Below are 13,029 nucleotides of genomic sequence, written 5' to 3' on the forward strand. Positions count from 1 at the left end.
TGCGGCGTGCGCGTCTTTGTCCAGAACGCCTACGACGCCCTGACCCGTCCGCCCTCGCCCCTGCCGGCGATCGTCACCGCGTTGTTGACCCTCTATGTCGCACTGCTGGGCTGGGGTCTGTTGAGCGGACGAGGTCCGCGCCTTGCCGACACGCCTCAGATCGCCGTGCGCATCAGCGTCATCCTGGCGCTGACCCTCAGCTGGCCGCTCTTTCAGACGCTGGTGTTCGACACCGCCTTCCGCGGCGCCGACGCCTTCGCATCGGCCCTGGCGGGCGCCGCGCGAGGCCGGGCAGGCGACCTCTGGACGGCTCTGCAGACCTCGTACGACGCGATCGTACTGACCGCCACCGCCCTGGATGCGGGGGCTGGCCCAGACGCCGAAGCCCCGCACGGTGGTCCGGCGGCGGCGGCCGAGATGTTGTGGAGCGCTTCGGCCGCCCTGATCGCCAGCACCTTGGGCGTCACCCTGGCGGCCAAGATCGTCGTCGGCGTCCTGGCCGCCACCGGTCCCATCTTCATCGCCCTGTTTCTGCTGGAAGCCACGCGCGGCCTGTTCGTCGGGTGGCTGCGCGCCCTGATCACGGCGGCCCTGATCCCGCTGGTCGCCAACGGCGCGACGGCCCTGTTGCTGGCCTTGCTGGAGCCCCGCCTGACCCTGCTGGCGTCGCTGCGTGAGGCCGGGCGGGCCGACCTGTCCATCACGACCGGCGTGGCGGCGCTGATCTTCGTGTTCGCCGCCGTGCAGATCGGCCTGGTGCTGGCCATGGCCGTGACTGGGTTGAGCTTCCGACTCAAGGCGCCCGAGCCGCCGCGCGATCCAGCAGCCACGCCGGCGCTGGCGACCGTGACCACGAGCGCCGAAACCCCCACCCGCGCCGCCACTGTCGCGGAGTCGGCGCGTCGCCTGCAAACCCGAGATCATCGGACCGCGATCGAAACGCGGTTGAGCTCCGAAGGTGTCATTTCCACGACCGCCGACACCCGAAACGAGGCTGGAGAACCCGCCAGGCTGGGTCGCATCAATCGACGCCTTCGGGCGCCTACCCCCTCGTCAGAGAGGACCGCATGACGTTTGGACGCCGACCAGCTTCTGAGCGCGACGCCTACTACGCCGCCGCGAACACTTGGGCCCAGGACACCGAGGCCCAGCGGACCCGAAGCCTGCGTGCAGCCTGGCGCGTCGCTGGAGCGGCCTGCGTCGCCGTGGTGCTGGAAGGCGTGGCCCTGGTCCTGCTGACACCACTTAAGACCGTCGTGCCCTACACCCTGACGGTGGACCGGCGCACGGGCTATGTCGAAGCCGTGCGCGGTGTGAAGCTGGGCGCCCTGAGCGAGGACGAAGCCGTCACCCAGGCCTTCCTGGCGCAATATGTCATAGCGCGCGAAACCTTCGACGCCGCCGACCTCAACGCCAACTACCAGAAGGTCGCGGCCTGGTCGGCCGGCCGGGCGCGCGCGACCTGGCTGCGCGCCTATGATCGCGCCAATCCCAAGGGCGTGCTGAACCAGGTCCCGGCCACCAGCGTGATCACCGCCCGGATCCAGAACATCTCGATGCTCAACGCCACCACCGCCCTGGTGCGCTTCGAGACCTTGCGGCTGGACAGCGGCCAGGACGAGGCGCAACCCGCCGGCGTCTGGACGTCGGTGGTCAGTTTCCGCCGCAATGGCGCGCCTGTCCGGATGGAGGACCGTTTCGCCAACCCGCTGGGCTTCCAGGTCACCGACTATCGCCGCGACGCCGAGAACGCCGCCCAACAGCCCTATGGGCCAAGGCTCGCGCCATGAGGCGGCTTGTCGCCCTGAGTGTCGTGGCCCTGCTCTGGTCCGCCCCGGCGGCGGCGGGACCCGCAGCTGATCCGCGCATTCGCTCGACCCTCTACGACCCGTCGCGCGTGGTCGAGCTGGTCGGGCACCTGGGCTACCAGATGATGATCGAGTTCGCGCCCGGGGAGCGGATCGAGAACGTGTCGATCGGCGACAGCCTGGGCTGGCAGGTCACGCCCAACCGCAAGGCCGACCTGCTGTTTCTCAAGCCGCTTGAGAAGGACGCGGTCACCAACATGGCCGTCGTCACTGACCGCCGACGCTACAACTTCCAGCTCTCGGCCCGAACGGCCTCGGGTCCTCACGATCCGCGCCTTCTTTTCGGTCTGAGGTTCGAGTTCCCGCCCGAGGCGCCCGCGACCGCGGAAGCGCCCGCTGCACCCATGGCGCCGCCGCCGGAAGCCCGAAACGCCGCCTACAGCTATACCGGCGACCGCCGCCTGGCGCCGGGGCGGGTGTTCGACGACGGCCGATCGACCTGGTTCACTTTCGCCGAAGACCTGGAAACGCCGGGCGTCTTCGCCATCGACGCCGCCGGGGCGGAGTCGGTCGTCAATTTCACCGTGCGCGGCGACTATGTGGTGGTCGACCAGGTCTCCCCCGCCTTCGTCCTGCGCCGGGGCAAGGCGAGCCTCACCCTGCACAACGACGGCTGGCGCGAACCGGCGCCAGGTCCCGAGAGCCCCAAGCCTCGCGCCAAGTCGCGCTGGCGTCTGTTCGGGAGCGTCGCGAAATGACCGGGCGCGACGAGGATCTTCTGAACATTCAGCCGACGACCGTGGCCAAGCCCGCGAGGGTCTGGATCGTCCCGGCCGGCGTCGGCGCGGCTGTGCTGGCCGGCGTGGCGGTCTTCGCCACCCTCAGCGCCCACCGCGCGGACAAGGCGGGGCTGGCGACGACCCCAAGCGCGGCTTTCGAGCCCCCGCCCCCGCCCTTGGAACCGGTCGCCTCGCCCCAGGTCTTCGCCGGCGCGGAGGAGGTCATTCCCGCCCCCTACATGGCCGGTCTGGGCGAGGCGCCGCCGGAGGACCGGCCCTTGCCCAGGCAGCGCTTCGACGGAACCGGCGCGGCCAACGCCCTCGACCAGCGGCGCCGGTCGCCGTCGGTCGTCGTGGACCTCAGCGCGGGCGCCGCGCAAGCGGCCTCAGGGGCGCTAAGCAACCCTGCGCTGGCGAAGCCGAGCCTGATGGCCACCGGACCGGGCGACGACAAGAAGAACGCCGACGAGGCTTTCGCCCGCCGCCTTTCCGGCGAAGCCGTCGAGGTGGCGCAATCCAGCCGACTGGCCCATCCCAGCCTGACCGCGCCTCAGGGCACGATCGTCCCGGCCGTGCTGGAGACGGCGCTCAATTCGGACCTGCCCGGCTTCGTGCGGGCCGTGGTGACGCGTGACGTCAGGGCCTTTGACGGCGAGACCGTGGTCATTCCGCGCGGCGCGAAGCTGGTGGGGCAGTACCGCAACGGCGTGGCCGCCGGCCAGTCGCGGGCCTTCGTCGTCTGGACCCGACTGCTGCGCCCCGACGGGGTGACCATCGACCTAGGCTCGCCGGCTGTGGACGACATGGGCCGTGGCGGCCTGCAGGGGCGGACCGACCAGCATTTCCTGCAACGCTTCGGCGCGGCCATCCTGTTGTCCGTGGTCGGCGGGGCGACGGCGCGGGACGGCGGCACGGTGGTGATCGGCTCGGCCCAGGACGCCAGCCGCATCGCCGAGATCGCGCTGGAAAAGCAGATCGACATCCCCCCGACCATCAAGGTCGCCCAAGGCACGCCGATTCGGGTGTTCGTCGCCCGAGACCTGGTGTTCGACAGCGCGGCGCGGCGATGAGCCTCGACGGCGCGGGCGGGGTCTATCTGCACAGCTATCTGGCCCCGCTGGCTCCGTGGCTGAAGCGGCCGGACGTCACCGACATCCTGATCAATCGCCCCGGCGAGCTGTGGGTCGAACGGTCGGGCCACGACATGGAACGCGTCCTGGAGCCGGCGCTCTCGGCCCAGACTCTGTTGCGCCTCGCCCGCCAGATCGCGGGCCTGAACCATCAGGCGGTCAGCCGGGAGCACCCCCTGCTTTCCGCTTCGCTGCCCGACGGCGCGCGGGTCCAGGTCGTGACGCCGCCGGCGACCCGCGGCCACGTCGCCATGGCCATCCGCCGCCACGTGGTCGCGGACCTGACCCTGGATGACTATCGCGACCAAACGGCGGACACCGGCGTCGCGGCCGGACCGTCTCGAGACGGTCTTGAACTACGGCGTCTGCTGGACGCGGGCGACATCATCGCCTTCCTTCGCCAGGCGGTGCTGCGCCGCAAGACCATCGTGCTGTCGGGCGGCACGGCCAGCGGCAAGACCACCCTGCTCAACGCCCTGCTCAAGGAGATTCCGTCGCGCGAGCGGCTGATCGCCATCGAGGACGCCGCGGAGGTTCAACTCGCCCACGCCAACACCCTGGGCTTGATCGCCGTGCGCGGCATGGCAGGCGAAGCGTCGGTGACCGCCGAAGACCTGCTGCAGGCGTGCCTTCGGCTGCGGCCCGACCGGATCTTGCTGGGTGAACTTCGCGGCCGCGAGGCCTTCAGCTTCCTGCGCGCGGTCAATAGCGGCCATCCCGGCTCGATCACCACGGTCCATGCCGACAGCCCCGGCGGCGCACTGGACCAGATCGCCCTGATGACGCTGCAAGCTGGCTTGAACATCGGCTGGAACGACGTCCGCGCCTATGTCGCTCAGGTGGTCGACGTGGTCGTGCAGCTGGGACGTGACGACGGACGGCGGCGCGTGAGCGAGGTGTTGCTTAACGATCGGTGAGCAGGGCGGCCGCCGTGCGTGTTCGTCGCGGCGTCGCTCGCATTCATCGACGCTGTCGATACGCACCCTGCGTCGCACGGCATGGCTTGCCCGCGCAGCCGTCCCCTGACGGCAGGCGCTTGCCCATACACAGACGGTGTTCATGACCACAATCGCACGCTACGGCGTCGCTCTCGCCTTGGTGGGCGCGGCCGGCGTCGGCGCCGGACTGACGATCCAGTCCCTGTCGCAGCCCAAGGCGGTCGCCGCCCAAGGCCTTATCGCCCCCACCTCGCCGGCCGACGCCGTACGCCTGGCCAAGCAGGCGACCTTCGGGCCCAACAAGGCCGTGGTCGATCGCATCGTCGCGGTCGGCGCCGAGGCCTGGGTCGACGAACAATTGGCCCTCTCGGACAGCACCTACAGCGACCTGACCACCGGGAAGTACGCTCAGCCCAACTGCGACACGGCCGCCGATCCCTACCTCTGCATCCAGACCTATTTCCGGGCCCAGCCGGTGGCGATGCGTTTCTATTCGAACGCGTTGAGCAAACCCGACCAGCTGCGGCAGCGGGTGGCCTTCGCCTTGTCACAGATCGTGGTGACCTCCGGCATGAAGGTCGAGCACACGGCCGGCATCGCCTCGTTCCAGCAAATCCTGCTCGCTAACGCTTTTGGCAACTACAAGACCATCCTCAAGCAGGCGACCCTCAACCCGGCCATGGGCGACTATCTCGACATGGCCGCTTCGGTCCGCGGCGCGCCGAACCAGAACTACGCGCGCGAGCTGATGCAGATCTTCGCGATCTATCCCTCGACCCTTAACCCCGACGGCACGCTGTTCCTCGACGCCAACAACCAGACCCGGCCCACCTATACCGAGCAGGACGTCAACGAGGTGGCGCGAGCCCTGACCGGCTGGACCTACAACCGCTACGGCTCGGGCGTGTGGCATGAGCGCAAGGCCAATTACGGCGTGCCGATGGTCCAGTATCCGGACAGCTACAAGGGCGCCTATTTCGACAATGGCCCCAAGAGCTTCCTGGGCCGCACCGTTCGGGACCGCGCCACGCCGGACGAGAACCTGGACGCGGTGATCACCGCCGTCTTCGAGCAGCCCAATGTGGCCCCCTATGTTTCCAAGCAACTGATCCAGCATCTGGTCACAGCCAATCCCAGCACCGGTTATGTGCGGCGGATTTCGGCCGTCTTCGAGGACAACGGCGCCGGCGTGCGCGGCGACCTCAAGGCCGTGGTGAGGGCGATCCTGCTCGACACCGAGGCCCGCGGCTCTGACAAGACCGACGTGTCCTATGGCAAGGTCAAGGAGCCGGTCCTCTATGTGACGAGCTTCCTGCGGGTCATGAACGCCACGTCCGACGGCTTCTTCGGCTACGCCAAGGCCCAGGACCTGAACCAGCGCGTGTTCGAAGCGCCGAGCGTCTTCAACTTCTATCCCTGGGACTTCCCGCTCGCCCAAGGCGACGGCCTGGTCAGCCCGGCGAGCAAGCTGATGGGCGGGGCGCTGGACCACGAGCGCCACAACTTCATGTTCTACTACACGGTCCTGGACGACATCCTGGGCACGGGTCGCGACTACCGCGCCAACGCCAGCCTGGGCAGCAAGACCGGGACAAAGGTCGACTGGAAGCAGTGGGAGATCGTCACCTCAAAGCCCGAGGAGGACGTCGACGCCATGATCACCAAGATGAACCTTCTGTTGCTGAACGACACCATGACCGGCGCCCAACGCGCCGCGGTGAAGACGGCGATGATGGCGGTAAAGGATGGCAAGGGCGCCGCCCTGGCCCGCCGGCGCGCCCAGACGGGGCTCTACATCATCCTGACCTCTCCCCAATTCCAAGTCGACCGGTGACCTCCATGACCTTTTCCAGACGTGATTTCAGCCGGCTCGCGCTCGGTTCGGGCGCCATGGCCGCTCTCGGCGCTCTCGGCATGACCTCGGCCGTGGCCCAGAACCCGTCCGACTACCGCGCCGTCGTGACGATCTTCCTCTATGGCGGCAACGACGGCTTCAACACCCTTGTGCCGATGGATGATCGCCACGCGGTCTACACCCGGCTGCGGGGCGAGGCGCTCGCTCTGCACAAGGACGACCTGACGCCCCTGCCCGGCACGAACTTTGGCATGCACCCGGCTTTCGCGCCGCTGCTGCCGTTGTGGAACGAAGGCGCCATGTCGTGGGTGCTGAACGTGGGCACCCTGCTTCAGCCGCTAACCCGCCAGACCTTCCTCGACCATCCGGAGTGGCGACCCAGCAACCTGGGCTCGCACTCGGACGAGCAGGCCCACTGGCAAAGCATGCGCCCGGGCAGCATCCATCCCGACGGCGTCCTGGGCCGCATGGCCGACAAGCTGAGCTTCCGCTCGGCCGCGTCGCCCCTGATCTCGACCAACGGCGCGAACCTGTCCTTGATGGGCAACACCTCGTCGCCGCTGATCCTGCCGCTGTACGCCCCCTTCGACCGGGTCGGCTACGACCCGGGGACCACCGACCCGACGGCGGCGGCGCGCAACGCCGCCTTGGCGGCCTTCGCCAACGGCTCCCACCCCAGCCTGCTGCAGCGTCTCACGGCCAATAGCCTGGAAGCTTCCTACGCGGCGGGCGCCCAGGTGAACCCGATCCTGCGCGGCGAGAACACGACGGTCGACGACTTCTTCAACGAACCGGACGGCTATTTCCGGGACGCCCAGGTGTCGCGGCAGCTGCGGCTGATCGCGCGCATGATCGAGGGCCGCGCCGGCCTCGGCCACCAACGGCAGATCTTCTATGCCGGGCAGGGCGACTATGACACTCACGCCAACCAGGTGGCCGGCGGCCGTGTGCTCGGCGCCCACGCCGACATGCTGAGCGACCTGGCGCTGAGCATCAGCAGCTTCTACGCGGCGATGAAGCACCTGGGCCTGCAGGACAAGGTGACCATCGTCACCATGTCGGACTTCGGCCGCACCTTCCGGGGCAACGGTTCCAACGGTTCGGACCATGGCTGGGGCAATGCGCATTTCGTCATCGGCGGCGCGCTGAAGCCACAGACCATTCACGGTCTCTACCCTGAACTCGCGCTGGGTGGTCCCAACGACTCCGAGCAGGAAGGCACCTGGATTCCCACGATCGCCAACGAGGAATATTTCGGCGCGGTGGCGCAGTGGTTCGGGGTGTCGCCCGGCGACATGAGTTATGTGCTGCCAAACTGGGGCAACTGGAATGGCGGCGGCCGCGGGCCGGTGCCGCTCTTCGGCTGACAAGGACCGGCGCGTTCCACTCTGGAACGCGCCATTTTTTTGCTCTCGACCAAGAGCGCCGCGATCAAGGATCCGGCTCAGCGCGCCCTTGGCGCGAGCCGGCTGACGCGCTCGGCTGGCCCCTATCCCCACAGCCCTGAGCACGAACCGCTAAGCCCTATCTGCCGTGCTGAAAGCAGGCCCTGCCGTCGGTCCGCGAACCGCAGGCTCAAGCCCCTCTATACATCGCTGCCGGCCTGTCCGCCGGGCCCGCCGCCATCGCGGCCGGCGATGCGGGGCATCGATCGACCACCAGCTCACTTCGCGCGACGCCGGCCCGGATCGGCGGACCGGGGGCTGCTTTGAGCGTCATGTTGAGCCGCGCGCCCGCAGGCCACCTCGGGCGTTTGCGCGCGAAGCGCTGACCGAGCGCCCCTCAAGGTCACCCGCCCCCGGCCAAGGGGCCTGCCCAAGACTCGAGGAGCAGCTAGGCCGCGCCCGGCGATACGCTGGGTCAAGCTTGCCTAGCCGACAAAAAATCCCCGCGAGACCGACGTCTCGCGGGGTAGTGATCGAAGAAACAATGGGATCGAGCCTACACAAAACCCCTGCGGTCGGCTCGCTCTCCGCAGGGGCTAGGGGGTTAGAAGCTCAGGTCGAACCCGAAGCGCACATAGCGCGGGGTCTGATAGCCCGAGTTGAGCGCGCCCGAGCTGGAGCCCGGTTCGCCGTAGTGCGGATCGACGCCGCCGCTGGCCAGTTCGCCGGTTTCATACAGCTCCTGAGCGCCTTGGGCGTTCAGGACGTTGAAGATGTCGGCGCGCAGGACTAGGTTGCCGGCCGGTATGATCTTGGCCGGAACCGTGTAGCGCAGCGACACGTCCAGGCGACTGATCCAGTCCCCATTCATCGCCGAACCACGCGGAATCAGCTTGCCGCCACAGTAGCGGCCCGGCAGCGGATTGTAGGTGTTGGCGGTCGAGGCGCCGGGGAGGTCGGCGGGGATCAGGCCCTGGCATCCATACTTGCGCGGCGAGATCACCGAGGCGTTGGCGCCCAGCAGCAGGTTCTCGGTCACCGCGTAGGAACCAAAGGCCTTGAACTGGTGGGCGTGATGGTTGGGCAGCAGCCCGTAGGTCCCGGCCGCCAGCTCCGCCAGGTCGAAGTCGGAGGTTATCCCCGCGTCGGCCTGGCCGGTGTCGGACTTCACCGCGCCTTCGTAGTTGCCCTTGGACTCCGACAGGACGTACGAGCCCTGCAGACCCCACTTGCCGTCGAAGGCCCGCTCGAAGGTGAAGGTCAGGGCGGTGTACTCGCGCTTGGCCTTGGGGAAGCCGAGATCGGAGGCCTTCAGGTCCAGCGTGCGGATGGTCGTTTCGCCCGGCAGCAGCGTGTAAAGCACCGCCTTGACGTCCGAACCGGGGTTGATGATCAGGTATTGCCCCGTCCCGCCCCAATTGTCTTCGCAGCCGTCGCCGGCCGCGGTGGTCATCGGCAGGTTGTTGGCCTTGCAGTAGGCGATGACGGCGGCGTCGATGGCGGCGTCATCCGCGGCCCTCAGCAGATTGCGATAGGTCAGGCTGACACCCGCCTTCCACAGATTGTCGAAGCGGTGCTCGTAGCCGACGATGAACTCGTCCTCCGCCGTTGATTTCAGGTTCAGGGCCGAGATCGACTCGGGCGGCGGCGTCTCGCCGCTGGAGCCCACGCTACAGGCGCGGGTGCCGGCGGTGATCGGCGCGATGCCTCGATCGATGAACGCCTGGGTGCAGGGCCCCAGGGCCGTGAAGGTGGGGTTGGTCACGCGGGTGACCGGCGCCCCCAGGCCGCCGACCGGCAAGCCCGTGATCGGGTCGACCGTGAAGGTCAGGCCGCCATTGGCCGGCAGGTAGTATTGCCGGACATCCAGGTTGTTCGACGCCGCGCGATAGGCGGTGTTGGACGGGGTGGGAAGGTAATAGCGGCCGTAGGATCCGTAGACCTTGTCGGTCTGGGCGCCGGTCGGATCCCAGGTGAAGCCCAGGCGCAGGGCCTTTTCGTTGTCGAAGTTCGAGAAGGCCCTGCCCTTGTCGTCCTGCTGCAGCAGCTTGTCGATGCGGTAGCCGAGGTTCAGGTGCAGGCGATCGGTGACGTCCCAGGCGTCCTGGATGTACATCGCCTCATTGACGCCTTCGTAGACGCCGCCGCCGTCGAAGGTGCGCAGGTCGAGATATTCCTGCCCGGGCGCGAAGCCGTTCCCGTTGACCGTCGTCCCGCGATTCTTCCGATAGAGCCAGCTCTGGCCCAGCTTGGACACCGTGCCGGCGCCGTTGCGCGAGCTGAAGTTCAGAAAGCTGGTCTTCTCGTGGTCGACGCCGCCGCGTACGTGATGGTCGCCCACCAGGTGGAAATAGAAATCGGCGTCGACGCGGTAGAACTCTCGCTCGGCGCGGGACGGCGTCGTGAAGAGGGCCGCGGTCTGGGTGCTGATCGTCTTGGTGGTGCCGCTACGGGCGTCCTGGACGTTCGGCGCGTTGGTCTGGTTGGTGAACGAGCCGTTGTCGATCCGGGTCTTGCCGTAGGCGCCCGACAGGGTGAACCAGTCGGTGAACGCGCCGGTATAGCGCCCCACCCAACTGGGACCGCCGAATTCGTCGTAAACYGTCAGGGCGCGGCCTGGGGCGGTGTCGATCACGTCCTGACCGGTCGCCGACTGCGAATAAGGCCGGCGGACCTGGGCGCGCGTCTGGGTGGTGTCGAAATAGGTCAGTTCGAAGTGCTGGCGGTCGGTCAGGAAGCCGTCCAGCTTCAGGCCGTAGAAGGGATCGTTCGCGCGACGTTTGCCGTAATAGCCCGCGGTCGGCGACGCCACGGTCGTGCGGGTGTCAGTGTAGTCGACCAGGCCGTAGAAGAAGAGATGGTCCTTGATGATCGGACCGCTGGCTTCCGCCGACAAGCTCTTGATGTCGGTGCGGCCCAGGTGGCTCGAGGTCTGGAAGGTGTCGGGCGCCTCTTCGCGCAGCGCGCCCGGCTCGTAGTTGCCGTGCACGGCGAAGGTGAAGTCATTGCCGCCCGACTTGGTGACGGCGTTGATCATGCCGCCCGTGCCGCGGCCGTATTCGGCTTGATAGCCCCCCGTCTTGACTTCCAGCGTCTTGTAGAAATCGAATGGGACGATGCCGGCGCCGACACCGTTGATGAAGTTGGTGATGTTCAGGCCGTTGATATAAAAAATGTTCTCGCCGACCGAGGCGCCGCTCACCGAGGCTTGGCCCTGACCCTGGGCCGTGAATGCGGAGTCGCCGGGCACGGCCGACGGCGCCAGCAGCGTCAAGGCGGTCACGTTGCGGGCGATCGGCAATTGCTTGCTCAGGGTGTCGACATCGACCACCAGGCCGGTGGTGGCGCCCGAAAAGTCCAGCTGCGGATTGGCGGTGCCGGTGACGACCACGGCGTCGACTTCGCCTTCGGCCGCCAGGGTGAAGCCGTAGTTCGACTGCGAACCCAGGCGAACGGCCAGGTTGCCGTCCTTGGTCGACTGATAGCCGGGCTTGGAGATCGCCACCGAATAGCCGCCGATCGGGATCAGCGGGGCGCGGAACTGGCCGCGCTCATCGGTGGTCAGGTTGCGCTCGCCGCCCTGTGACTGGGACTTGACCACGACCGTGGCGCCAGCCAACGGCGCCCCGCTGGAGTCGGTGACGGTGCCCGCCAGAACGCCGCTGGAATAGTCCTGGGCGCTGGCCTGGCTCGGCAGGGCGGCGATCACCACCGTGGCGGCGATCGGCGCGCCCAGCAGGGCCGCCCCCGCGAATACGGCGCTGGTCATCAACCTGGCTCGACGCCCCGCGCCGAGTCCTTCGAATTCATAGCTCAATATTGCCTCCTGAAGCCCCCGTATCGGCCAACCCCGGCCGAACGTAAGCGGTCATTACTTTCCCTGCGGAGAGTCGAGTCAATATTGCTGACATATATCTCCAATATTTTAGAGATAAGTGCCGAATTGGTTACAGTGTTATCTCGTTTCTATACTGCAACCCGATAGTCTGCACGGCCTACTTGCTCGCCGATAAGCCTGCCCAAGGCGATCAGACGATCGAACTCGGCGCATAGGGCAAGTCCCGTCTCGGTCAGCACGATCTTTCGGGCGCCGGTTTCCCCCAACTCGGGACCCTCCATGCGCAGGAGGCCCACATAGGGCGGCAAGGCGCCGACCATGGACGCATCGTACAGGGCGCGGGCGATGCGAGAGGCGGTGGGCAGGGTGAGTTGCGACACCTCCGCCAACTCGACCATCTGGATGCCCGGGTTCTCGGCCACGTAAAGGAAAGCGATCAATCCCTTCATGTTGAGCTGCGGATGGCGGCGCCGCGCCGTCTCGAGCGCCGCCAACACGGTGTTGCGCCGACGGACCGCCGGTTCAGTCGTCATGATAGACCGCCAGGTTGCCCGACCGCCGCTTCTGCCGGCGTCGGTCATCCATCGCCATGGCGGTGCGCGGACGCACTTGGCCCAATTGCAATGAGGCTTCGCCGTAATCGGCGCGGATGCCTTGGAAGAGGTTCTCGATACGCCGCTGGTGACCGGCCGCCGCGACATAGTCGTCGACGTCGAGATCGATGGTGATTTGAGCTCTGATCTTCATGGGTGTGACGTCAGCTCCGGAGCCCCGCGATACGATGGCGGCGGCTTGAGCGTCAGCAGGCCTTTTGCTTGTAGATGCCGGTCAGATGGGTCACGCGCTGCTGTTCGGGCGTGGCCGGGGTTGCAGCGGGAGGCGTGGCGGGAGCCTTGCCCACGTTGGACGCCATCTCCTGCGCGACTCCGGACGCCGCGGTCGTCGCCAGCATGCCGCCCACACTGTTCGAATAGCCGCCCATGAAGGATGCGCCTTTCGCCAGGCCTGACAGCAGGCCCTTGCCCACGGCCGAGCGGCCCTGGCTCGCCTTGGCCTCCTTGCGGGTCTTCTCGGTCTGGGCGAGCACAGTGGCGTTGAGGGCGTTGACCTCGACCGACAGGGCTTCACAGCTCATTTTGCGGTCGCCGGACCGCAACACTTGGTATGGGGCGGCGGAGCTCTCCGGCTCGGCCAGGGCCGGATCGGCCGCCAGCATGGCCGCCAGCGCGAGAGCGACGAATGACGTCTTCATATGGAACCTGCTTGGGGTTAGAGGGTCGATCGCCATCCGCGATC

The 13,029-nt window shown here is 67.5% G+C and carries 11 protein-coding genes; 7 read left to right on the forward strand and 4 right to left on the reverse strand.

Going from position 1 to position 13,029, the window contains the following annotated elements:
* Positions 1 to 6: 6 nt before the first annotated feature.
* The 7 genes from AC1DZ6_RS00085 (at position 7) to AC1DZ6_RS00115 (ending at position 7,877) form a co-directional block, all read left to right on the forward strand.
* On the forward strand, positions 7 to 1,071 hold the full coding sequence (locus tag AC1DZ6_RS00085) for a TrbL/VirB6 family protein (protein ID WP_477095155.1): 1,065 nt from the start codon (positions 7 to 9) through the stop codon (positions 1,069 to 1,071).
* Positions 1,068 to 1,790: a VirB8 family type IV secretion system protein gene (locus AC1DZ6_RS00090; RefSeq protein WP_477095156.1), complete on the forward strand. Its 723-nt coding sequence runs from the start codon at positions 1,068 to 1,070 to the stop codon at positions 1,788 to 1,790. The genes AC1DZ6_RS00085 and AC1DZ6_RS00090 overlap by 4 nt, the downstream gene beginning before the upstream one ends.
* Positions 1,787 to 2,566 (forward strand): TrbG/VirB9 family P-type conjugative transfer protein, encoded by a 780-nt coding sequence (locus AC1DZ6_RS00095; protein ID WP_477095157.1) that lies wholly within the window; start codon positions 1,787 to 1,789, stop codon positions 2,564 to 2,566. Before AC1DZ6_RS00090 ends, AC1DZ6_RS00095 begins: the two co-directional genes overlap by 4 nt.
* The gene (locus AC1DZ6_RS00100) at positions 2,563 to 3,657 is read left to right on the forward strand and encodes a TrbI/VirB10 family protein (protein ID WP_477095158.1); all 1,095 of its coding nucleotides are present in this window, start codon (positions 2,563 to 2,565) and stop codon (positions 3,655 to 3,657) included. Before AC1DZ6_RS00095 ends, AC1DZ6_RS00100 begins: the two co-directional genes overlap by 4 nt.
* Positions 3,654 to 4,634 (forward strand): P-type DNA transfer ATPase VirB11, encoded by a 981-nt coding sequence (gene virB11, locus AC1DZ6_RS00105; RefSeq protein ID WP_477095159.1) that lies wholly within the window; start codon positions 3,654 to 3,656, stop codon positions 4,632 to 4,634. The genes AC1DZ6_RS00100 and virB11 overlap by 4 nt, the downstream gene beginning before the upstream one ends.
* A 142-nt stretch (positions 4,635 to 4,776) precedes the next feature.
* A complete protein-coding gene (locus AC1DZ6_RS00110; RefSeq protein WP_477095160.1) occupies positions 4,777 to 6,489 on the forward strand; it encodes a DUF1800 domain-containing protein in 1,713 nt (570 codons plus the stop codon).
* A 5-nt stretch (positions 6,490 to 6,494) separates the two neighbouring features.
* Positions 6,495 to 7,877 carry a DUF1501 domain-containing protein gene (locus AC1DZ6_RS00115; protein WP_477095161.1) on the forward strand — a complete coding sequence of 461 codons (1,383 nt, stop codon included), beginning with the start codon at positions 6,495 to 6,497 and terminating at the stop codon, positions 7,875 to 7,877.
* A gap of 622 nt (positions 7,878 to 8,499) precedes the next feature.
* On the opposite strand, the gene AC1DZ6_RS00120 is transcribed toward AC1DZ6_RS00115, so the two are convergent.
* The 4 genes from AC1DZ6_RS00120 to AC1DZ6_RS00135 all read right to left on the reverse strand — a co-directional run bounded on the left by AC1DZ6_RS00120 (position 8,500) and on the right by AC1DZ6_RS00135 (position 12,985).
* Positions 8,500 to 11,664, reverse strand: coding sequence for a TonB-dependent receptor (locus AC1DZ6_RS00120; protein WP_477095162.1), 3,165 nt, complete (start codon positions 11,662 to 11,664; stop codon positions 8,500 to 8,502).
* A 197-nt stretch (positions 11,665 to 11,861) separates the two neighbouring features.
* Positions 11,862 to 12,266 carry a MarR family transcriptional regulator gene (locus AC1DZ6_RS00125; RefSeq protein WP_477095163.1) on the reverse strand — a complete coding sequence of 135 codons (405 nt, stop codon included), beginning with the start codon at positions 12,264 to 12,266 and terminating at the stop codon, positions 11,862 to 11,864.
* Positions 12,256 to 12,480 carry a hypothetical protein gene (locus AC1DZ6_RS00130; RefSeq protein ID WP_477095164.1) on the reverse strand — a complete coding sequence of 75 codons (225 nt, stop codon included), beginning with the start codon at positions 12,478 to 12,480 and terminating at the stop codon, positions 12,256 to 12,258. Before AC1DZ6_RS00130 ends, AC1DZ6_RS00125 begins: the two co-directional genes overlap by 11 nt.
* Positions 12,481 to 12,532: 52 nt before the next feature.
* Positions 12,533 to 12,985, reverse strand: a complete 453-nt coding sequence (locus AC1DZ6_RS00135; protein WP_477095165.1) for a hypothetical protein — start codon at positions 12,983 to 12,985, stop codon at positions 12,533 to 12,535.
* Positions 12,986 to 13,029 lie beyond the last annotated feature (44 nt).

This window comes from Caulobacter sp. P1_B12_2, assembly GCF_056406675.1.